Origin of the sequence: Ascidiimonas meishanensis, from assembly GCF_037782385.1 — a bacterium.
Lineage (GTDB): Bacteria > Bacteroidota > Bacteroidia > Flavobacteriales > Flavobacteriaceae > Ascidiimonas > Ascidiimonas meishanensis.
Genome location: NZ_JBBEXD010000009.1, coordinates 120,309 through 144,162, shown reverse-complemented (window position 1 = coordinate 144,162; position 23,854 = coordinate 120,309). Strand labels below are relative to the sequence as shown.

At 32.6% G+C, this 23,854-nt stretch carries 18 protein-coding genes; 7 read left to right on the top strand and 11 right to left on the bottom strand.

What is annotated here, in order from left to right:
• Positions 1–479 precede the first annotated feature (479 nt).
• The gene (locus WBG07_RS15275) at positions 480–590 is read left to right on the top strand and encodes a histidine kinase (protein WP_340202413.1); all 111 of its coding nucleotides are present in this window, start codon (positions 480–482) and stop codon (positions 588–590) included.
• A 150-nt stretch (positions 591–740) separates the two neighbouring features.
• Here WBG07_RS15275 and WBG07_RS15270 read toward each other — a convergent pair whose 3' ends face one another.
• Positions 741–929, bottom strand: coding sequence for a hypothetical protein (locus WBG07_RS15270; RefSeq protein ID WP_340202412.1), 189 nt, complete (start codon positions 927–929; stop codon positions 741–743).
• A gap of 508 nt (positions 930–1,437) precedes the next feature.
• On the opposite strand from WBG07_RS15270, the gene WBG07_RS15265 reads away from it, so the two are divergent.
• Together WBG07_RS15265 and WBG07_RS15260 are read left to right on the top strand one after the other, a co-directional pair.
• Positions 1,438–1,851 carry a hypothetical protein gene (locus WBG07_RS15265; RefSeq protein ID WP_340202411.1) on the top strand — a complete coding sequence of 138 codons (414 nt, stop codon included), beginning with the start codon at positions 1,438–1,440 and terminating at the stop codon, positions 1,849–1,851.
• Positions 1,848–3,035, top strand: a complete 1,188-nt coding sequence (locus WBG07_RS15260; protein ID WP_340202410.1) for a hypothetical protein — start codon at positions 1,848–1,850, stop codon at positions 3,033–3,035. The genes WBG07_RS15265 and WBG07_RS15260 overlap by 4 nt, the downstream gene beginning before the upstream one ends.
• An 87-nt stretch (positions 3,036–3,122) precedes the next feature.
• On the opposite strand, the gene WBG07_RS15255 is transcribed toward WBG07_RS15260, so the two are convergent.
• Positions 3,123–4,517: an exonuclease domain-containing protein gene (locus tag WBG07_RS15255; protein ID WP_340202409.1), complete on the bottom strand. Its 1,395-nt coding sequence runs from the start codon at positions 4,515–4,517 to the stop codon at positions 3,123–3,125.
• 468 nt (positions 4,518–4,985) lie between these two features.
• Between WBG07_RS15255 and WBG07_RS15250 the strand changes: the two genes are divergently transcribed.
• Positions 4,986–5,723, top strand: a complete 738-nt coding sequence (locus tag WBG07_RS15250) for a thioesterase II family protein (RefSeq protein ID WP_340202408.1) — start codon at positions 4,986–4,988, stop codon at positions 5,721–5,723.
• A 14-nt stretch (positions 5,724–5,737) separates the two neighbouring features.
• On the opposite strand, the gene WBG07_RS15245 is transcribed toward WBG07_RS15250, so the two are convergent.
• Positions 5,738–6,394 carry a 4'-phosphopantetheinyl transferase family protein gene (locus WBG07_RS15245; RefSeq protein WP_340202407.1) on the bottom strand — a complete coding sequence of 219 codons (657 nt, stop codon included), beginning with the start codon at positions 6,392–6,394 and terminating at the stop codon, positions 5,738–5,740.
• Positions 6,395–6,593: 199 nt separating this feature from the next.
• Between WBG07_RS15245 and WBG07_RS15240 the strand changes: the two genes are divergently transcribed.
• Together WBG07_RS15240 and WBG07_RS15235 are read left to right on the top strand one after the other, a co-directional pair.
• A complete protein-coding gene (locus WBG07_RS15240) occupies positions 6,594–8,810 on the top strand; it encodes a transglycosylase domain-containing protein (protein WP_340202406.1) in 2,217 nt (738 codons plus the stop codon).
• A gap of 49 nt (positions 8,811–8,859) precedes the next feature.
• Positions 8,860–9,612 carry a tyrosine-protein phosphatase gene (locus WBG07_RS15235; RefSeq protein ID WP_340202405.1) on the top strand — a complete coding sequence of 251 codons (753 nt, stop codon included), beginning with the start codon at positions 8,860–8,862 and terminating at the stop codon, positions 9,610–9,612.
• Here the strand turns inward: WBG07_RS15235 and WBG07_RS15230 are convergent.
• From WBG07_RS15230 to WBG07_RS15195, 8 genes are all read right to left on the bottom strand, one after another.
• Entirely contained in the window at positions 9,602–11,998 is a 2,397-nt protein-coding gene (locus tag WBG07_RS15230) for a GumC family protein (RefSeq protein WP_340202403.1), read from the bottom strand. The two genes, WBG07_RS15235 and WBG07_RS15230, sit on opposite strands and share 11 nt — an antisense overlap.
• 18 nt (positions 11,999–12,016) lie before the next feature.
• Complete coding sequence (locus tag WBG07_RS15225) at positions 12,017–12,787, bottom strand: polysaccharide biosynthesis/export family protein (protein ID WP_340202401.1); 771 nt, start codon at positions 12,785–12,787, stop codon at positions 12,017–12,019.
• A gap of 43 nt (positions 12,788–12,830) precedes the next feature.
• The gene (locus tag WBG07_RS15220; RefSeq protein ID WP_340202399.1) at positions 12,831–14,765 is read right to left on the bottom strand and encodes a polysaccharide biosynthesis protein; all 1,935 of its coding nucleotides are present in this window, start codon (positions 14,763–14,765) and stop codon (positions 12,831–12,833) included.
• Positions 14,762–15,853, bottom strand: coding sequence for a DegT/DnrJ/EryC1/StrS family aminotransferase (locus WBG07_RS15215; RefSeq protein WP_340202488.1), 1,092 nt, complete (start codon positions 15,851–15,853; stop codon positions 14,762–14,764). The genes WBG07_RS15220 and WBG07_RS15215 overlap by 4 nt, the downstream gene beginning before the upstream one ends.
• A gap of 612 nt (positions 15,854–16,465) precedes the next feature.
• Positions 16,466–18,019, bottom strand: coding sequence for a hypothetical protein (locus WBG07_RS15210; protein ID WP_340202398.1), 1,554 nt, complete (start codon positions 18,017–18,019; stop codon positions 16,466–16,468).
• Positions 18,020–18,248: 229 nt separating this feature from the next.
• Positions 18,249–19,193 (bottom strand): hypothetical protein, encoded by a 945-nt coding sequence (locus tag WBG07_RS15205; protein WP_340202396.1) that lies wholly within the window; start codon positions 19,191–19,193, stop codon positions 18,249–18,251.
• Between the two features lie 2 nt (positions 19,194–19,195).
• The gene (locus WBG07_RS15200; protein ID WP_340202395.1) at positions 19,196–20,602 is read right to left on the bottom strand and encodes an MBOAT family O-acyltransferase; all 1,407 of its coding nucleotides are present in this window, start codon (positions 20,600–20,602) and stop codon (positions 19,196–19,198) included.
• Positions 20,603–20,741: 139 nt separating this feature from the next.
• Positions 20,742–22,001, bottom strand: coding sequence for a right-handed parallel beta-helix repeat-containing protein (locus WBG07_RS15195; RefSeq protein ID WP_340202394.1), 1,260 nt, complete (start codon positions 21,999–22,001; stop codon positions 20,742–20,744).
• 217 nt (positions 22,002–22,218) lie between these two features.
• Between WBG07_RS15195 and WBG07_RS15190 the strand changes: the two genes are divergently transcribed.
• Positions 22,219–23,838 carry a glucosamine inositolphosphorylceramide transferase family protein gene (locus WBG07_RS15190; RefSeq protein WP_340202393.1) on the top strand — a complete coding sequence of 540 codons (1,620 nt, stop codon included), beginning with the start codon at positions 22,219–22,221 and terminating at the stop codon, positions 23,836–23,838.
• Positions 23,839–23,854: the final 16 nt, after the last annotated feature.

Genomic DNA, 23,854 nt, shown 5'->3' with positions numbered 1-23,854 from the left:
ATTATAATATTAAAAAGAGGTGATCTCAAAGTTACGCATTCTAGATATAATAAAACGTTATATTATAGTGCCTAAACTAAAGTACACGGATAACTCCATATAATTTATAAGAAATGACCTCTTATAGCTTTCAAACAACCGTTTGGCATATTTAGATTTCAAATAATTAAATCTTGATATAATTTTATGGAAGAATTATCAAAATAATTTATCATTATCACCGTACTGATTACTCCAATTAAAACCGGATGCAACTAAAGATATCTAAAAGGAATATTTGGTTTTACATTATTCAATTCCTTTCATGGGGCACTTTATATGGTTTTAACTTTTTAGCCTACTGGCAGCAAAACATTGATGATATCATCCCTATTCAAGCTACTATAGAATGGCTCTGCATGGTTACATTAAGTATCATAATCACAACATTTTTAAGGTATATTTAAAAAAAACGATTCCTGTGATAACCTAAAAGAAAAATGCTTACCAGACTTTCAGATATACTACATTATTACTTGACCAAAAACAATGTAAATGCAATTGCTATGGAAGAGGAATTAAAAATGGTGCAGAATTATATTTACATTTAAAAAAGGTAACCTCAAATTTTAAAAAAAAATCAAGTATCTAATTAGTTGTTTTACCTTTAAATTACGTTTTCAATCTAAAAGGAAAAGTAGCATCTTTAAATCAAAAAAGAGGCTTTAAAAACAGCCTCTCCTAAATATAAATGAGTAGTATTACTTCCAACAATTACATTGTGAATGAGGAAGAGAAAGTTGGTCTTCTCTACAAGTACGCGCTTCAGTATGGATATCAATAGCATCTGAACCCCCATTATCTGGTGCCGCTCCTCCTTTAATTACGTAAATTTTAGAAATTACCTGCTTGTTAAGCTTTAGCTTCGAATTTAATTGCTTTTTCTTCATGTTATCTTTTTTTAGTTAATTTTATAAAGATAATAATTTTACAATTATTTTAAGTTTTAGACCCATTTTAAATAAGATATATCTTTCGTAAAATAAATATTGTTTCCATATATCTTGTAATCTATTATAGATTATATATTGTTTATGCAGATCTCAACTTTACCCATCAATGGGTATTTAAAAATGAATGTTAATAGTTTAATTTTAAACCAAAGATTAATAATAAATGATTTTTTCCTATTTACATTAGGGAAAATTTCTTTTTAATCAAGAATTATTGTATTAACTTAGTAGAAGTCAACCAACCTGACAGTCAGAATTTTAGTTTAAATGTAGTAAGCATTAATAGGATAGAACAAATTTTTGTTAGCACCTATAAAAAAGCGAGTACTATTTCTATAGCATATACTTTTTTATTGATCCTTTTAACAGAACCATTGGTGGTTGTTTCGGTTTTTATAATTCATACGAAACCCTTTTAAATATAGACATCAAAAAATAGATTAAAATGACTCCTAAAGATCAAGAATTACTTAAAGCATTGCAACTAATGCGGGATCAACAAAAAAAAACCAAGCAAACTGAAGCTGTTCAAAATTCTGATGATAAAATTCCATCACAAACAGGGTCATTTATTATTACAGAAGAAGGTGGGGCACAAACGGGAGGTTTTTTAACAAAAAATGATCCAATTGATACTTCAATGAATTCAGGCGATGGTGCACAAACCGGAAGTTTTATTGCGCCCATAGAAGTTTCATTTCACATGAAATCAATATTTGACGGCTCTATAAATATTGATTTAAGCTGTGCCAGACCAGAATTCTTAAAGCAAAGTAGCTATCTTGAAAATTTAAAATCTAGATTAGAACACATTGACACTAATATTAAAATTAATGTACTCAAAAAAGAAGAATTATGAAACCGTACAGAGTTAACGAAAAAGACGTTAAAGGAAATACTATTTTACGCATTCATGACCAGCTTACGGATAGTAATGGTAATATGATTTACAGTTTGTATGATAACGAAAATCATAAGCTAAATTTTTGGGCAGCTGCTAATAATTCGTTCAATAATAGAATTGTATCACACAGGTATATTATTTCGCAATTAGTAAGGTTGGGAGAACAACTTTTTGAATACGAAAAAGAAAAGTTTAAATGGTTTGGACTAAAGGAAAAAAATGCTACCAACAGCATTCAAAATTTCAATCCCTATAATGCAATTATTGCAAATATAATAAGCAGTAGTATTGTAGACACACCTGTAATACCAGCTATTAAGCAGTTCCAAGATCTTAAAAATGATTTTAAGTCTCAAATAATTTCAAGGGCGCGTTTCGTATATCTTTACAGATGCTTAAAAATGGTCATTTTTGTGTTTTTTATGGCTCTTTTTCTTTGGTTTTATGAAACTAGTATGGCACATTGGTTATTTTTCACTCATTTCGCGGATGCTTTTGTACAATCTGCATACATAGCTGCTGCGGGTGCCGTAGGAGCATTTATGTCTGTTACCCAAAAGATATCATTACTCAAAATAGATCCATACCTACCAGATAGACGCACTATTCTTAATGCCTTTATTAGAATTTCCATTGGTATGGTTTTTGGAGTTGTATTGTTTTGGATTCTTAAAACCGATTTAATAAAAATCTTCAGTATGGAATTGCTTGATGAAACTAATGTAAAAACCTATTATATGGTTTGTTTACTTACTGGTATCCTTGGAGGTTTCAGCGAAAGATTAGTACCAGATATACTCAGTAAAGAAGCAGGCAAAGATGTCAATACTAGTAAAAGTAATACTCCTAATTCTCCGGTAGTTCCCCCAGCAGATGTTGTTCCTAAACAAAATAATCCAGAAGTACCGGATGATACTACAAATACTGAGAATTCTGAAAAAAACCCTGTAGACTCTAATATTAATGATATTGTTAATCAACCTGACAAACCTAATCGCGTAGAAAATGACGCCGAAATTCCGGTAAACACTAATAATACTAAGAATCCTACTGAACCAAAACCAGAAGATATAAATATAAGCACAAACGAATCGGCTAAAGGTGATATTGCAGCGCCAAAGCCTTCTAAAAAAGAATAATAACAAGAAGATAACGGTAAGATAGTTTTAATTCTTAAATGAATCCTAAATATTTATAGACTCCTATAAAGTTAGATTAGTTGGGGGTTAAGTAGCTGGTGTATTGTTCAATACAACGTTCTGAGGAAATTTGTGGACATATTGGGCTATAATACGCCTTACATCACTATTATCTGTTTGGGGTTGAAGCCAAGGTTCCAAATTTTGACTAGTTTGAATTACTGCATTATTTTCTATAAAACCATAGCCCCTATAAATCCCATTTTTAATCCATACAAAAGCAGTTTCTTCGTTAGTTCTTCCCTTCTCTCTAATTAAGAGATTATCTCGGGTTTCTTTCATAAAGGAAATAGCGTTTTCTACTCTTTTATTGTAATCACTTACAGATTCTTTCTGATGACAAATTCCTCGGCAATTTGATATTTTGAAGTGCGAACATGTCTTTACATTTTGTTGTAATTGAGTATATTTAGGACAAAGTTCAAACTGCTCACATAGCATTTCTAAAAATGCAATAGCTTCGGTAGAAGAGTAACAAATAACTATAGGATTAAAAGCGGTTTTTATAGTACAGTATCCGAGTTGAACAATTCCAACTCTATTTGTATAGCTAACTATTGCATATCTAGCATTTACTTTTTTTTGGGCACGGTTATATTTTGGATAGTATTTTTTTATTGCGGCAGACTCTGCTAAAAGTGCAAGCAATTCGCTTCCAGTCACCTCATGGTCTATATGAGCAGTTTCACTACATAACGCTATCTCCTGAGGAGATTTATCATAAAAATGACTCAAAACACGTTTTTTAATATTTTTTGCTTTTCCCACATAGATGATGACCCCTTTGGAATTCTTGAAATAATATACACCATTTCTAGAAGGTAATGTCTCATAAACTTCCTTTGATAGTAATGGTGGCAAGGCCACCTCACCTGAGTGTGCATGTAAATGTTTTGCTATGATTCCTGTGGTATCTTTTGCTATTAATTTCTCCATCAAAAGCACAGTGGCATCTGTATCACCTTTTGCACGGTGACGGCTATTTATTGCAATTCCTAATTGATTGCATAAATTACCTAAACTATAGGAACGATACCCAGGAAATAGCTGACGCGCTAATCTAACCGTGCAAAGTCTTTTTCTCTTAAAATTAACATCTACCCTTTCAAATTCCTTCCTCAATACATTATAATCGAAGTTTACGTTATGTGCTACAAAAATTCGACTTTGGGTTAATTCCAATAATTTTGGTGCTATTTGTGAAAAAGTAGGTGCACCTATAACCATAGATTCATCAATACCTGTTAATCCTGTTACAAATTTTGAAATAGCAGATTCAGGGTTTACCAAAGAATGATAGTAATCTGTCACACAATTTCCATCATAAATTGCTACTGCTATTTCTGTTATTCGATTACCACTGGTTCCACCCAAACCAGTAGTTTCTACATCTATTATTGCATATTCATATGGATTCTTCATACAATGATCAAGTTACTTTATCTTCCTGAAAAAGACAACTTAGTGCTCTATAGAAAAATAAATAAGGGCCCATAATTTTCATATTCAACAAAAATATTTTCATCTATTAATTCAACATAAAATTATAAAAATGTTATTAAAATACTTTATTACAGAATTAAGAAGTATTGATTAAAGATTTTTCTGTCGTAATTGAATATAGAATTAAGTCAAATTAAAAAATTAGTAATCTGCAATGATAAGAATTAACGTATGTAAGTAGGCAATGGAGAGAATAATAGTGTTAATTTCACTTCAATTTCAATTAAATGTATAAAACCCTTAAATGAATTAAGGGTTTCCCGTAAAAGTTTTTTTTGATTGGGTTTTCATGCTAATCTATAGCAGATAAATTAATATATTTGAGAGACTAATTACTAAAACTAGCTTTTCTGCCAACCGTTTAATTAAATAATTTAATTTATAAGTATGGAAGAAAAAATTGCAATCATTGCATTACCCTTTGCCGGTGGATGTACTAATTCTTATGCGACCCTCAAGAGATTTACCCCTACACCATTTGAATGGATAAGCATTGAAATACCAGGTAGGGGCAATAGGATAAATGAATTAGCAATACCTGATATTGAATCCGTATGTGATGATATATTTGCACAAATTCTTCCAACCATTAAAACCACTGAATATTTATTTTTTGGACACGGAATGGGCGCTCTATTGGGCTATGAATTAACAAGGCGTATTCAACAAGCGAAAATACCACTTCCCTCTTGTCTTTTTTTTACGGGTCAAATTGCTCCATCTGTAGTAACTAATAAGAAAATTTCTAGGTATGACAAACATTCTTTTTGGGCAGAGATTAAGAGTTTAGGGGGTATCTCTGATGCTTTATTTGAAGATCAAGAGTTAATTGATTTTTTTGAGCCTACTATACGGGCAGATTACTGGGCATTAGACCATTATGAATATCGCCCTTTAATAGAACGTCTTGAAACGCCTATCTTCATAAGAACTGGAAACCTTGATGCCAAAATAAGCGCCGGAAAGATAGATATGTGGCAGGAAGAAACACTTTATCCTTTAGATTGGGACGTATACCCTGGTAGCCATTTCTTTATTTTTGATGATTGCTATAGTATTATGGAAGATTTAACAGAATCGTTAGACATTGCAAAAAGTATGTCTTTTTCATACAGAAAATATTAGTCTTAAGAGACCACTCAATAAACCCTCAATTCTTGAATACTTAAATTATAATATCTTATTTTTAATTTATCTTCAGGAATTTTGGTAGCTACATAACAAACATGCTTCTTAGAAATTTCAAGTTCCTTAAAATGCCAAATTATGTCTTTGTAGTATGTTGGATTCATTGTGCAGTTTGAGCTCTGCAAACCATCAATTAACCCTATTCCAATAGCTTTAAGTAAAGCTTCTTTTCTAACCCATATATGATAAAAAGAATAAACAAAATCTCGACTGTTTTCAATATACTGTTGCTCAATAGGATGAAAATACGAAATGATATCTTTATCTTCAAGTTCTTTGATTGTTTCAATATCAATACCTATGTCACCTATTTCAGATACTCCTAAAACAACCGCTCCATCTGTATATGAAAGACTAAAGTGTAACCAATTATCTATATATGGCTTATGCCTGTCATCTATTCTTTTTACGACTGGAAAATTAGAAGACAGCGTAGTTTCTGCCCATGCTTTTTTTAATAACATTCTTCCTGCAATTCTCTTTAAACGATCTCTATCATGAAAATAAGAACTTGCCTTTTTAATAAAGTCTGGATCACAATCCTTTAAAAAATCATCATAAATTTTCTTATTTTCTAGGTCAATAAAATGAGTAAAAATAGTAAGCATGAAAATTCTTATAATTTTACGTAAATCTAATACTTTAAGTTTCAATTTCGAAATTAGACATCTTATGTGTTAGAAAACTTTAAAAAATGTCGTCTAGTAGGTCATTTCAAATCGTATATACTAAAAACCATTCATCCTGAAAAATTATTTAAAATCTCCCGTTCTAAAAGGAAGTAAAATTCTATTTTTAAGAATACTAGTGTGGTCCATTTGTAGTACTCTTTTACTACTCTTTTTTTTTATCTTTAGTATTTACGTAGGCTTATGGGGTAAAATACCCTCTACAAAAGAACTACAACAAATTTCGCTTCCGGAAGCTTCAATTCTATATGATTCTAATAAGAAAAATATAGGCAGCTACTACTTTGAAAATAGACAATCTGTAACCTATGACGAGCTCCCAAATTATTTGATTAATGCATTGATTGCCACAGAAGATATTAGATTTCAACAGCATCATGGAATTGATTATAAAAGTCTTTTAAGAGTAGGTATTAAAACCATTATGCTTCAAAATGAGGCTTCGGGCGGTGGTAGCACCATTAGTCAGCAACTCGCCAAGAATCTTTTTCCAAGATCAGCCATCTCAAAAGGAGGTATTCTTGTTCAAAAAATTCGTGAAATGATTATTGCAAAAAGAATTGAATCACTATACAGCAAAAAGGAAATAATTACCCGTTACTTAAACACAGTTGCATTTAGTGACAATGTTTATGGTATTGAAGGTGCTGCTTATAAGTTTTTCAATAAGCAAACAAAAAATCTTTCAAAAATTGAGGCCGCATTATTGATTGGAACTTTAAAAGCAACGCACACTTATAACCCAAGAAAATTTCCTGAGAGAAGTAAAATGAGAAGAAATTTGGTTTTACAACTAATGGTGCATCAAAATTACTTATCAAAAGACTCATTAGAAATATTAAAGGAAGAGCCCATTCAACTCAATTACCAAGGAATTACAAAGACGGAAGGAACCGCTCAATACTTCAAGGAGATGGTTAGAAAAGAATTGATTTCTTGGGTAAAGCAGCATGCAAAGGACACAGGAAAACAATACAATATTTATACAGATGGTCTTCAGATATATACTACCCTTAATTCTGATATGCAGACAATTGCAGAACAAGTAGTATCTGATCATATGAAAAAGTTACAAAATATTTTTGAGCGTGAACATGGAAATTCTGCTCCATGGCTTAAGAATAAATCCCTATTGCATAAAAAACTTAAAGGAAGTGCCTCGTATAAAAAGTTACAATCACTTGGCTTGAATGAAGAAACTATTTTTGATTCATTAACTGTTCCTAAAACTAAAAGAATTTTTGAATATGGAGAAGATCGTGAAGTATTTATAAGTACTAAAGATAGTATTCAACACATGATGAAATTTCTCAATTTAGGATTTGTTTCTTTGAACAGAAAAACTGGGGCTATTGAAAGTTGGATTGGTGGCATCAACTTTGATTGGTTTAAATACGATCATGTTTACCAAAGTAAAAGGCAGGTAGGCTCACTGTTTAAGCCAGTAGTATATGCAGCAGCTATTGAAAATGGCATAAAACCATGTGAATATTTCGCTGCAAAACCCGTTCAATATGAAAATATGGAAGACTGGACACCTACAAATAGTGGAAATGATAACGAAAAATATTTAAACTATTCCATACCTTACGCGCTGCGTAATTCTGTAAATACCGTTGCTGTTAAAGTAATGGAAAAAACAGGAATTAAAAATGTAATAGAGCAAGCTCAAAAAATGGGAATAGAAGGAGCACTGCCAGAAGTACCTTCCCTTGCTTTGGGTACTGCAGAAGTTGATTTGTTAACTATGGTGAAGGCATATACTTCTTTTCTTAATGAAGGTTATTTTGTTCAGCCATATACTATCAAAGAAATAAGAGATAAAAATGGGAATGTATTAACAGTTAATAATCCTATAAAATCAAAAAAACCAGCTTTTTCAAAAAAAACTGCTGCTTTAATGCTGGAAATTATGAAAGGTACAGTTGAAAATGGCACTGCAAGCTCTTTGCGAAAACAATATAATCTCACTCAGGCAATTGCTGGTAAAACAGGTACTACGCAAAATAATAAAGATGCATGGTTTATGGCATTAACTCCAAACCAAGTTTATGGTACTTGGGTAGGAACAAACTCTTATGAAATTGGCTTTAAAACCACAGCTAATGGGCAGGGAGCAAAAGCTGCCCTTCCTGTATTTGCTAATTTATTTAAAAAGATGATCCATCACAAAAACCTTAAGAGATATACGGTAGATTCATTTCCGGAAACACCCATTACAATAAATAAATTACTGGATTGCGAAGGAGTAAAAAAGGATGGTTTTTTTAAACGATTATTTACAAACCCTAATAAAACCAAAAAAAGGGATTTTAAGAAAAAACAATCTCGCTGATTAAGTGTTCTTAAACTTGTATATAAATTAATAGCTTATTTTTGTTTTCATGTTCCAATTTTTTACTAAAAAATATTACCTGCGAGATCTTTTAGACGGTTTCATTGATATCCACTGCCATATTTTGCCTGGAATAGATGATGGTGCTGCCGATGTGAATCAATCTATAGCACTTTTAAAAAAGTATGAAGCCTTAGGCATACACGACTTTATTGCTACACCACATATTATGATAGACTTTTATCCTAATAACGAAGCAACTATTGCAGAAGCTTACGAAAAGTTAGAAGCAAAAAATTTGCGTTCGAAAATACCCGGACTCATCATTAATCTTTCTGCTGAATATATGATTGATAGTCATTTTGAAGACCTATTGGAAGCTAAAAAAATCGTGCCGCTAAAATATCGATATGTTTTGGTAGAACTCTCATATTTACAACCCCCATTGAATCTTAGTAGTGTTATTCTCAAAATGAGAGAATACGGGTATTATGTTGTTTTGGCGCACCCAGAACGCTATAATTTTTATCATAATCGAAAAGACTATTATAAGTCACTTAAACAGATGGGATGCTTTTTTCAAATGAACATGCTTTCTCTTACTGATTATTATGGGAAAAGTGCCCAAAAGACGGCTAAATGGTTGCTTGAAGAAAACCTTATTGACTTCATTGGCACAGATACTCATAAAACAATACAATTAGATTTCTTATCACAAATTAAACTTAACGGCAGAACAAAAGACCATATTCAACATATCATTCGTAGCACAAATGAATGTTTTAAAGGCTTTAGACTTTAACTTTTCGTTTTTTCTTCTTCGAGGTCTTTTCTGCATGATAACCATAGCCATACTTTGCCCCATACCCAAAGTTAGATGCTTTGACATCATTCACTATAAACATCATTCCATTAAGCTTTTTATCTGCATAGAGTTCTGCTGGAAAATTTAGTAGTCTACGTTCTGTGTAATTTGCACGAGTAACATAGATCGTATGATCTGCGTATTGGCTGAATAAAAGCGTATCTGTTACCAACATACAAGGTGCAGTATCAACTATTACGAAATCATATAATTCTGAGACATCTTCCAACAGTTCCTTTAATCGCTCACTCATTAATAGCTCTGCCGGATTTGGAGGCGTTTTTCCAGAATAAATAATATCTATCTGATTTCCCTCTACTTCTATGGTTTCCAAAATACTTTTTCTGGAAACTCTTTCATCATAAAGGTAATCTGTTAAGCCCATTTCTTTTGGCTCCACTTTTAGATAATCATGAATTTTTGGGTTTCTTATATCTGCTCCTATGAGTAGTACTTTTTTATCAGAATTAGCAAGTGTTAAGGAGATATTGGTACTTACAAAAGTTTTACCTTCACCATTGATAGTAGATGTTACAAATATGACGTTATTATTAGATCCTTCCTTTTTATGTCTGCTTCGCATTAAGTAATCAAGATTGGTTCTCACAATCCTAAAAGATTCAGAAAGTACAGATCTGTCATTCCGTTCAATAATGAAAACTTTCTTTTTACCTTTAACCTTAGGTATTTCTCCAAGTATTGGGATGTTTTTAAAGATTTTTGCGAGCCCTTCCTTATTATGGATTTTATTATCTAAGAGTTGTTTTAAATAAATAACAGAAAATGGAAATGCCAAACCTGCTACTAATGCTGCCATAAAAATCACTTTCTTTTTTGGAGAAATCGGTCCGTCATTAGGACTGTATGCGGTATCAATAATTTTAGCATTTGGAGAAGTAGCCGTTAAAGAAATGGTAGCTTCTTCTCTTTTCTCTAAAAGATAAAGATAAAGTGATTCTTTTATTTGCTGCTGCCTTTCTATATCCCGTAATTGTCTCGCCTGGCCTGGAACGGATGAAATTCTCGAATTAATTCGTGCCGCCTGTTGCTTGAGGTTATTTACACGAATGCTAAGTGTACTTCTCAGATTACTTAGACTTTGCTGCATACTTTGGCGTAGCCCATTTATCTGTTGATCAAGATTTACTATAATAGGATTTTGTTCATTAGAACTTTTAAGCAATTGATTACGCTGTAAGATCAATTCATTATACTTCGCAGAAATATTACTTATAGATGGATCAGACAGACCTATATTAGATGGAATGGGTTCAAAAGAATCCTGACCTTTCAAGTAATTATTCATATAATTAACCATACTAAGATCTGTACTATTTTTTATCAACTCCTGTTCATTATCAGAACCCGTATTTAAGTATATATCGGCTTCCGAAGTAATATCAGTAAGACGATTTCCTGTTTTAAACCTCTCTGCATTGCTATCTACATTGGCAAGATCAGTTGCAATGAGATCTATACGCTCATTAATAAAATCTGCGGTAGCTTTAGATTCCGCATTTTTTTGATCAATGGAATTTCTATTATATTCATCAATTAATGTATTGATTATCTGCTGTGCCTTGATTTTATTAGCGTCTTCTAAAGAAATGACAATTACTTTGGAAAGTGGTTCTACTGGACTAATAGAAACCCGTTCCTTATACAACTCAGCTACCTTTTGAACTGGATGAATAAGTACTTTTATAGTTTGGCCAGCATTATTTTCTATATTCTTTATAGTAGGTATGATTACAATATCTCCTAAAAGTGTGGGGATATTTTCACCAAAATAATATTTTTTACTACGCTCTTTTTCATCAATAGAATATTCAAAAGAAGTTTCTGAAATAATTTTGATATTAAAAGCGAACTTAGAAGATTTTATGATAGAATCTGATTCAATAAAATTGACCTTAATAGGAGGGTATGGAAAAACCTCTACGTCATGAACCCTGCCTTCCGTAAAGAATTGAATATTTAATTTAAGCTTCTCCACGACGTTCTCCATGAGCTTTCGTGATTTCATTACCTGAATTTCATCTTCCACCTTTTTACTCTCCACTTCAGACAAAAGCTCCAAGTCTTTTAACAATGCACTAGCCGGTGTAGAAGAATTTTTATCATCTACCAGCATAATCTTAGCATAGGCGCCGTAAAGTGGCGTTGTATATCTTAAATATACAAATGCTATAGCGATGCATATAATGCAACTCAAAGCAAACCAATACCAATTTCTTAAATAGGTTGCTATGGTATCTCTTAAGCTAAAGTTTTCAGAAACTCCTGAAAAGGCTTGGGTATTACTTGACTGTCCTGTTTCCATTAGAAACTCCTTCTTTTCTTACTGTCTTGTTAATATAATAACTCCAGATGTAATGAGTAAAGATACAATAGAAATTACAACACTTGTACGACTGTCAAGAGAAGATGATGAAATAGCAGATTTATTGGGTTCAACGTATACAACATCGTTTTGTGTAAGATAATAAACCGGTGAATTCATAGATTCTTTGTTGGTAAGGTTAATTCTGGTGTATACCTTGGTGCCATTAAAGTCTCGTATTACTAATACATTATCTCGACGCCCTTTAATATTTAGATCTCCTGCTTGACCAAGAGCCTCTAGTATAGTAATTCTTTCTCCCGAAATTGTATAAGTGCCTGGGCGGTTTACTGAACCTAATACAGTCACTCTAAAGTTTGTCAATCGAATATTAACAATTGGATCTTTTAAGTAGATGCTTAGTTTTTCTCTAAATAACTCTTTCGCTTCTTGCACTGTAAGCCCCTCCAACTTAAGCTTTCCCAATACAGGATAATCAATAAAACCATCTTTGTCTATCAAATAATCTACTGCCTCAGAACGTCCGTTTTCTGTTGCTTTAATTAAATTGAAAGGTCGTGTTGCCTCTGAATCAAATGTAGAGATGTAGATATTTAAAATGTCATTTACTTTAAATTTTGAAGCAAAAGTATCTGTATCTACTACCGTTTCAAAATCCTTCGCATCCTGAAAATAAACTACCTCTTTACGACTGGCACAAGATGAAACAAAAATGGCTATTAATGCTAATACTAACAGCCTTTTCGAGAAAAACATGAAATTTTTCATTAATTAAGTTTACTTATAATTATTATTCTTTTTTATCAGTCAGTCAAATGGACTCTAATTTTTTCTCGCGATAGTCTTGAAGTTTGGAATCTTTATCTCCATCTAATACTTCAAACTCCGAATTGTTAGACTTGTATTCAGGAACCAAAGATTTCATCTTTTTAACAATATTCAAATTTTGAAATCTATTTGAAATACATAATTCCTCAATTTCCGATTTCATCTTAGTATAATCTAAGGCTCTTGTCTTACTAATCCGGATCTTCTCATGATACGTTTTCATAGTATTTTCACCATTGGCAAGTAGTTCTTCATATAACTTCTCACCTGGTCGCAATCCAGTAATTTTAATGTTAATATCTTCTGGAAAACGGAGGCCAGATAGTTTAATCATGTTTAAAGCAAGATAATAAATCTTAACAGACTCACCCATGTCAAAAATAAAAATTTCTCCTCCTTTACCCATAGCACCTGCTTCAAGTACAAGTTGAGAAGCTTCTGGTATAGTCATAAAAAAACGGGTAACGTCTTTATGTGTCACCGTTAAAGGGCCTCCTTTCTCTATTTGTTTTTTAAATAAAGGAATCACAGATCCGTTAGACCCCAACACGTTTCCAAAACGAGTGGTTATAAACTTCGTATCACACTCACGTTGTATACAACTTATATACATTTCTGCGATTCTCTTTGTAGCGCCCATTACACTTGTTGGGTTCACAGCCTTATCCGTAGAGACAAATACGAACTTTTTTACTTTATATTTAGCTGCAGCGTCGGCAAGTATTTTAGTTCCGTTTACATTAATTTTAATCGCTTCGTAAGGATTGCACTCCATTAAAGGTACGTGCTTATAAGCGGCAGCATGAAATACCATGGTTGGCTGAAATTCCTGATAGATATAATCTACTCTATTTTTATCTCGGATATCTGCAACAATTGGTGTAAAATTGGTATACCCTTTTTGTTTTAAATCTTGTTGTAAATCATATAAATCAGATTCTGCCTGATCTACTAAAACGAGTTGTTTTATTTTATAATTAGCGATCTGTGTAGCAATTTCACTACCTATAGAGCCGGCAGCACCAGTAACCATTATGGTTTCTCCTTGAAGTTCCTTTTGTAATTTAGGATTCTCAATCTCAATGGGTATACGATCTAATAGATCTTCAATTTGTACTTGTTTAATTTGATTAAGACTTAATTCTCCATTAATCCATTTTTCAATAGGAGGAACTATTTTTACATTTGTTGGTAGCTCTACCATGCTGTCTACTAACTTTCTAAGTTTTTGAGAGCTAATATTTTGAATAGATACAATGATCTCCTCTATATTGTGATGCTTAATGTAGGTATCATTTATTTTTGAAGGATTTAGGATGGGAACTCCGTTAATAAACTTCCCGTGTTTCTTAGGATCTTCATCCATATAACAAATCACACTCACATGATTCTGCGGATTATTAATTAATGCGTTATAAGTAACAATTCCAGAATCTCCAGCGCCATAAATAATTATATTTTTACAACCTTTAAAACGTATTGAAATATGCTTAAACGCAACTTTAAATAATAAACGACTTGCACTTAACGCAACAAATGAAATAAAAGAGTGTATAACCACAATAGAAAGAGGTATTGTAAAACCAGAGATTAAATTCATCTCCTTATTAATTACCACAAGCCCTATTGAAAGAAAAGATAGTAGCGAAATTGCCTTAAAAAGATTTACTACATCTGTAAATCCGGTATGGCGTATAACTCCTTTATAAGATCCAATAATTAGAAAACTTACTACAGCGGTTAGTGCCAAAACAGGAAGTTGTATTAAAAACTTACCTATGTCAAAGTTGAGGGTAAAGTTAAACCTGATCAAATAAGACATAAAAAAAGTCACTACCACTATCATTATATCAATGAAAAGTACCAACCACCTGGAAGCATATCTTTGCGCCTGATTACCAAAGTATTTTTTTATCATTGCTGAATGTTTTTAATGATTAGAGCTGTTATTTTTTGTAAATCAGCCTCCGAAAGATTTGATCCACTAGGCAAACAAAGTCCGGTTTCAAACAATTTTTCCGATACTTGATTTGTATAGCTTGGACAATCCTTAAAGATTGGCTGCATATGCAATGGCTTCCATAACGGACGAGACTCTACATCTTCTTTTGCCAGTGCTAATCTAATATATTCCCTTGATTCATAAGAAGTTGCAGTTAAACAACTTAACCATCTGTTAGAAAAGAAACCGTTAGGTTCTTTAAGAAAATTTAACTCATCAAATGAACCTAATCTGGTTTGATAGAACTCATAATTTTGTCTTCGTGCAGAAACACGATCATCCAATACCTGCATTTGTCCTCTTCCTATACCTGCAACTATGTTACTCATTCGATAATTATAACCAATATGAGAATGTTGATAATGAGGTGCATTATCTCTGGCTTGTGTTGCCAAGAATATTGCTTTTTCTTTTAACTTTTTATCAGAAACTACTATTGCTCCCCCTCCAGAAGTAGTGATGATTTTATTACCATTGAAAGAAAGAACGCCTATAGTTCCAAACGTCCCACACTTTCTACCATAACAGGTGCTTCCAAGAGCTTCTGCACTATCTTCAATAATTGGAATTTCATATTTGTTGGCTACAGCATGAACTTCTTGAACTTTATATGGCATACCATACAAGTGAACCGCTACAATGGCTTTTGGTTTTTTCCCTTTTGCAATTCTATCTTTTATTGCTTCTTCTAATAATTCTGGACAAATGTTCCAGGTATCCTTCTCACTATCTACAAAAACTGGAGTAGCACCTTGATAAACAATAGGGTTTGCGGAAGCAGAGAAAGTGAAACTTTGACAAATCACCTCATCTCCAGCGGAAACTCCCAATAAAACTAAACCTAAGTGAATAGCTGCAGTTCCAGAACTTAGGGAAGCTACTTGTATATCTTCTTGCAAATAATTCTCTATTGCATTTTCAAAACCATCTACATTAGCTCCAAGTGGGGCTATCCAATTGGTATCAAATGCCTCTTTGATATACTGTTGCTCATACCCAGACATATGGGGAGAGGATAATAATATTTTTGTTTTAGTCACCACTTACTTACCTAAATTATATTAGTTCAACGTTTGTGCACACTAGTGTCACCAATAAAGCCAATAAATCATGAAATACTTGAAGAGAATCCTTCACCTGAGGTAAATAAAGTGTTATATTTTTAATAATCAAATGATTTTGATCATGTTTATAACTAAGGTCTAGAATCATTATTCTAAGTATTAAATTAACTCCTGCTATTAATCAATCAAATACTTGAAACTTAATGTTAAATTTAAGAATTGTTTTGTAGTACAATTAAGATAATTTGGTTATTTCGGCAAAAACCATATAAACATCGGTTAACTACCTTTTCAAGAGGGGAAATACCCTTAAGAGTTAAGGCATCACCTTATCTGAAGCTCCTTACATTTCTAGACATGCATCTTCAAAATATAGGAATAATTCGTGCCCAAAATGTATTAATTTATAGTAGGTATTAAGCGAAGAACTTAAATTATATAGGAGATTGCTGCTTTCAAATATCCTTTTTGGGTTTAAAATTTTTAGGCATAAAAAAGCTCCATGTTTTTACATGAAGCTTTATCAATGTTGTTAAGATTTTTACACTAGTATTATAAATCAATTCTATTAAGGAAATCTTCTAAATTGGTAAATCCATTACCGTTTTCATCTCCATTTCTATCTTCTGGATCATTAGGGTTTAATCCCTTTGCTATTTCCCAATCATCCGACATTCCATCTAAATCAGAATCCTGATAAGGTGCACCTGATCTTAAAGTTGGATAAACCCATTGATCACTTGTTCTGTATACAGATGGACCTGTTTGATTCTGAACATCTTGAATATATTGTTTATCTAAATCATCTTGATTGTATTCTACCGTACCATCGTCTAGCAGTCGCCTATTGGCTCCTACATCTGCAATAACAGATTGGTAAGCATTTCTAGCAGATTGAAGCGTTAAGGGAACTCCAAGTGGAGGAAAAGCATTTGATACTTTCATATTATTGGGAGCAGGATCATTTTGTGTATAGTTTCCACTATTTACAAAAACTGTCCAGGTAAACCAATTATCAGCATTCTCGTCTGTTAATGTATTAGGCAACACCAGGTTTCCTGCGGTATAAATTTGAGGCGTAACACCACTTGAAATCGTAATCTTATTCATTATGGTGGTAATTCTGCTTTGTGTTGCAGGACCTTTTGAATAATAATTATTTATATGATTTAACTTAGGTGCACTCACCACTCGAGTAAGCCGGTATCTCCAATTATGAATTACATTATTGGCTATTTCATAATTACCATTTCCGGATGTATTTGGAAATCTATGGCTTATATGAACAGACAAGTTATGATGAAAAGAGAAATCACCAGCATTGTTTTCTCTACCATTACCAGAAGTAGCGCCAATAATATTACCTGTTTTGGATTCTCCGAATAAGCATCTCTGGATAGTGACGTCATCCACAATTTGTGCCCCATCTGTTACACTAAAGGCTTCGTCTCCTCCAAAACTAACTGAGAGGTGATCTGCAATAAAGCGTCTTACGCCTGTTACAGTGATAGCATCATTTGATTTTCCAGCACCTTGCCGCACTCTAAAATGTCTTAGAATGATGTCTGTCATATTATTAAAATAGATGTAATCACCAGCTATAGTAATACCTCCTTCTGGGGATGTTTGACCCGCAATAGTTAGATACCCTTTATCTGGACCCGAAATATAAATTCCTGAATTAAGATTAATCTGTCCACTCACGCGAAAAACAATAGTTCTTGGATAGGGTTGATTTAAAGCCCAACGAAAAGTACCTTCATAATTACCGTCTTCTAATGTGGTTACAGGAATAACTGCTCCCCCTCGTCCACCAATAGAATAAGCACCAGCGCCTTCCGCGGTTGGAAAAGCTTTTACTTCTCCATAATAGGCGTCATCTTCTTCTCCATCTCCGTCTCCGGAGCCATCTCCTTCTCCATCTCCAGAGCCATCTCCTTCTCCGTCTCCAGAGCCATCTCCTTCATCGTCGTTAGAGTCATCATCTTTTGGGGGATCTACTGGAAGTTCTTCTGAATCTTCAGAAATAGATTCAAGAAACTCATCTCTGTTTGTACATGCTAACAAAAAAACAAGCATGAGCAAAGAATAAATAAATTGCTTCATTAGGTATAAGATTTTAGGGCTGTCACAAATATATACATTTTACCGATAATTTTATACATTTCATCGATTTTTTTCAATTGAAACAAAAAATGAAAGGAAAAAATAAAATTTTTCAGGTGTCATATATAAGTATTGCTATTAATCTAAAGATATACGCTTGATTCTTAGCTGATGGATTACATGCACCTAAAATTAATGAATATTTAACATTTTGCAACTTATATTATAACTAATCCATTTGTTTTTTATTATATGTTGTGAGGTTTGATTTTAAATGTAGTGTGAATTGATTTGCTCCTCTAGCGGACAGGTGCGTGAAATCTTTCCAATACTCTGGATTAAAATTATTGAATACATAGGTATAATCATAATACCTAATATTCTTAGATTCAAAAAAGTTCTGGGTACGCTCTATTAATGCTGGATTAATATGGTTAAGTGTAGGCGAAGTAAAGAAAACCAAGGAAGATTCATTTTCAAGACATTTTTTCTTAATTCTATCAATAAGCTTTTCTACCAATGGATTTATTCCAATTATATGGTTGTAGCCTATAGAATCTCTTCCTTTATTATTCCATAAATCCAAAAAAACCTCTTTTTGAGTCTCATTAGGAACTAGCGGATCATATCCATGATATTTTTTATAATCGTAAGAAGGTTTAAAGTAATTTTTAAAAAAACCTAATGTTTTGCCATTATAAGCATAACTCTTAGATATTTTTAAAATACTCAACTCTTCTGGAAATAATTCTTCAATTACACTTCTAATGCCTTCTTCCCTATCAACCAAGTTTATAAGACTTAAGCAATCTTTTCCTGTATATGAATTATCTGGATCCAGTAAACTATTTTGGTCTATATGAACAAAAATTTGTTGATTCTTTTTGGTTAGCGTTTCTATTAAAGCAGCAGCATATCCAATTTTGGTAGCATCCACTCCCATGTTGAAAGCAGAACTATCTAATTCAAGAATATCTATGTGGTGATTTGCTCTAGAGCTGCCAAAAACTAAGGTGTTCACAGAATCTTTTAAACCCAAAAATTGATTCACTTTGCCAGAAGTTTGCCCAGTATAAACATTTTTATCTAAATAGCGTAAACCAAGAAAAACAATGCTGTCTGTAACCAGATAGCCAAGAAGAATTAAAAGGGCTAAGACAATTGTTTTTTTCATGATTAAAATTGAAAATAAATAAAATTACTGGCACTAGAGAAAAATAAAACTATATTAATTATTATAAAATTAAGTAATAACACATAATTAACGGTTGAAATTTTAGATCCTAATGTTTCTAAAGAAAACCCGCGAACGAAAAGAAAAACATCCATTGATAATGCCAAAAAGAGACCATACGCCAAGCCCGCTATGCGATTGGTACTTCCATAATAGGGCATTAAATACTCAGAAGAAGCTATTTTTTGAAATATGGTAATGGAGTCTTCAAAACTCACGCTTCTAAAAAATACCCAAATAAGGCTCACCATCACAAAAACTAGTAGATTTTGGAGAAACTTATACTTGGCAGCTACGAGTCCGAATCGTTTTTCCACACCTAATAGTAGGCCATGAATGCCACCCCAAATAACAAAATTCCAAGAACTTCCATGCCATAAACCGCCCAATAGCATGGTTATAAAAAGGTTACGATATTGTTTAACTACCCCGTTACGATTTCCTCCTAAAGGTATGTAAAGATAATCCCTTAGCCATGAGGATAATGAAATATGCCATCTTCGCCAGAATTCCGTAATTGAAGATGAGAAGTAGGGTAAATTAAAATTTCTTTTAAAATCAAAACCAAGCAACTTTGCGGTTCCAATAGCGATGTCTGAATAGCCACTAAAATCAAAATAAATCTGAAAGGAATATAATAGGATCGCCATAACAATACTAGAAGCATTATGAATTTCAGGATTATTGTAAATACCATCTATAACAACTCCTATAGAATCTGCTACCACTACTTTTCTAAAAAATCCTACAGCAATTTGAAAAACACCGTCTTTAAATCGTTTATAATTCCATCCTCGCTTCACTAAGATTTGCGGAATAAGATTAGAAGCACGTTCAATAGGGCCAGCAACTAGTTGAGGAAAAAGACTTACAAAGGTAGCAAATGCAATAAAATTACGAGTAGGCTTAAGGTCTCTTCTATAAATGTCTATAGAATAAGACATGGTTTGAAAAGTATAAAACGAAATGCCTACGGGCAGAATAATATTTAAGGTGCTGTATTGCATATCATACCCCAAAGCACGCCATGAGGTAACCCAAGAATCAATAAAAAAGTTGAAGTATTTAAAAAAACCTAGCAACCCTAAGTTTGTAAACATACTCATCATGAGAAACATTTTGCGTCTCTTTTGATTTTTCTGTTGGTGAATTGCTATTCCTAAAAAGTAGTCAACAACAGTAGAAAAGGCTATTAAAGATAAAAAGCGCCAATCCCACCATCCATAAAAGAAATAGCTTGCAAGTAATAACAAAAGGTTTTGTAGCTTGACAAAACGGGCAGGAATTGCCCAATATAATGAGAATACTGCTGGAAAAAATATCAGAAATGCCAGGGAATTAAAGATCATTCTGTGATTCTTGATTAAACTGGAGCCGTATTCAGTTGTGGTTAACAGGAGCGAATTTAAAAATATTATTTAGATCTCCTTTATTGCTTAAAATAAATCAGATGTGTGGTAAGTTTTTAAGGATAAATTGATTTTAAACTCAGTTGTCTTTACTTAAAAAAAAAGAAATGGAAACATTTCTATTTTGATTAGGATTATACTTTACATATTCTATATTTTGCTGATATGAAAACTTTGTAAAAACAGTTCCTTCTATTGATTCTACACCTTTTAAGGTACGTAATGAACTTCCTCTTACCTTCATGAATGGAAGATCACCCTCATAATCAACCTTAAGATTATCAAATTCAAAACCGCCTAGCGGACCCGAGGATGCAAAATAGTCTGGAACTTCCAAATATACTGGTGGCATTGTTTGTTTTTTACAAATGTTTTTAGCCGTACTATTCTTAAAAATTACTTTATAAGCCTTACTAATTTTACGGGAATAGAGTATTCCCCAATCACTCCCATCAACCAAGAGTCCATCAAAAATCACCCTACCCTTAACTGGATCTTTAGGTGCAGCTGCACTTACTATTTCTGCTGCTACATAGGCATTTTCAGGGATATGATTCATACTTAGGTAACAATTTTTAAAAGTTATACTTACCGGTATAGAGCTGCTATTCAATTTATTAAGACCTAATACAATTCCTGAATGATTGTTATTAATGAATTTGCAATTTTCAAAATTTATATTTACCATTCTGTCTTCTGGATCATCGGGTTCCAAATCTAAACCTGCTTCGGGCAATGTCCCTTTAGTATCTTTGAAAATAGCATTTTTTACCCATACATCTTGGGCACTTATTATACTCATCCCTTGTCTTTTATGGTTTTCAGAGACAATATCCTCAATTATTATATTTTGAGAAAAATCACCTTTTTTCCATCCATCTATATAAATACCATCTCCTCCACTATTTGCGAATTTTAATCCTTTAATACTAATTGTATTCACATTTATAAGGCTCAAAGTCATTCGCCATTCACCATCTGTATATTCTTCTTTGTTCATTACTAAGGAGGCTCCGTAGCCAAAAAGCTGCAAATGAGAACAATTCAAAAACTTTAGCAAAACATCTCCTTTTCGTTTAAAAGCATTCTTTTTAGCCCTTAATACGACCCCAGATTCTAACATAATCACTTTATGATGAATATTGCTTATTACGGTTGGAGAAAGAATCCAATCCTTATTTTGTTTATCTATTATGATCGTATCATAAGCAGAATTCAGGGCTTTTGTGAATGCCAGCGTAGCATCATTTTCATTATATCCGAATTCAGAAGCATATTTGGATTGTGACCAAACCAACTGGCAAAAAAGGAATAGAACTACTTGTAAACTACATTTCATTTAAGGAAATACTTAAGTTGGAATTGGAAATTTAAGCAATATTACGTTCATAATAAAAGTAACTCAAAGGTAAATTGATCTTAAATTAATACCATTACATCGATTCCATGTATAAGTTGTTCTATTTGTTTTGGTAAAACGAATTATTTAAACTATTTATGCTTAAGTATAGATAAGTCCCCTAAATCTTGCTAGTTAATAGCTTCGCTTATTCTTTATGAAAAAAAGGTTACGTATTGCAATAGTTTCTGAAAATAGTCTTCTAACAGCATGGCAACATGCCATTGTTTCTGAGCTTAATAAATCTTTTTTACTAGAGACCGCTCTTAAGATTGAGGTGAAAAGGCCTGCCAATATGGCTTCTTCTGAAGAACATATAGAATCCTGGTTTTGGAAATTGTATAAAAAGTTGGATAAGAAAATTTTTCAACCCAAACCAGATGCAACGAAACTCATTGATGGAAATGATTTATTTTCCGAGACGATGACATGCCAGTTTTGCAAGGAAGAAGACGTAAAGCGAATGATGGCAAAAGAATTGGATGTAATTATTAATCTTACCAGTTTAAGACTTCCGGAACCTCTTTTATCACTTAGTAAATATGGTATTTGGTATTTTATTCATGCAGATGTAAATCATCCTTTCTACAAACCCATTGGAGCGTGGGAACTCTTTCATAAAAAACCAGAGATTGGTGCTGCGCTTTGTTGTCAAAAAAGTGATCATGCTACGCCTCTAATTCTAGCGAAAACCTTTGCTTGTACAGATCGTTTGAGTTACTCAAGAAATGTGAATGCCATACTCTGGCAAACTTTTCCGTTAGTAATTACTGCGCTTAGAAATCTCTATCTTACAGGAGAAGCTACTTTTTTCAAAAAGGCAATTGAAAAATATCCTGAAGTTCCAGAATACTTAAATGAATCTGCAGAAAAATACCCTAAAAACCAACTCATTTTAAAGCATTTGTGGAATAGTGGTTTTTCAAAAATTAAACAATTAATTCTAAGTAGATTCTATTTCAACCAATGGACATTGTTATTTCATGCCTCAGAGAACGGAGTTCCTGAACTGGATCTTACAAAGTACAAACGAATTGTTCCTCCAAAAGACCGCTTCTGGGCAGATCCTTTTCTTTATAAGAAAAACGGAAAGTATTATTTGTTTATAGAAGAGTTAATCTATAAACGAAAGTTGGGAGAACTAGCCGTTATGGAAATAGATGAACAAGGTAACTATACACAACCAAAAACAATTTTATCTAAAGACTATCATTTGTCTTACCCATTTATTTTTGAAGAAGATGGGGTTCTTTTTATGATTCCTGAAACAAGTAATAATAGGGATATTCAGTTATATGTTTGTACCGATTTTCCACTAAAATGGGAACTGGTAGAAACTTTAATGACCAATGTTGTTGCCGTAGATACTACCATTTATAAAAAAGATGGCCTTTATTGGATGCTAACCAATATAAAGCAGTATAAAGGAGGTTCTAAACATAGTGAATTGTTTTTATTTTCTGCAGAAGAAATTACCTCAACCCAATGGAAGCCACACCCTCTTAATCCAATTGTTTCAGATGTAAAACAATCAAGACCTGCTGGAAGTTTATTTAAATTGGGTGAAAAATTAGTTCGCCCTGCTCAAAATTGTTCATATTATTATGGCTATGGAACTAATTTTTGTGAAATTACCAGTATGGATGAAGTTCATTATAAACAAGAGATTATTCATACCGTTAATCCTAAGTGGAAAAAAGATATTTTGGCCACCCACACCTTTAATCATCTTGACAAAATAACTATAAGTGATGCTTTGATTAAAAGAAAGCGTTAATTTTAGCTATTAATTA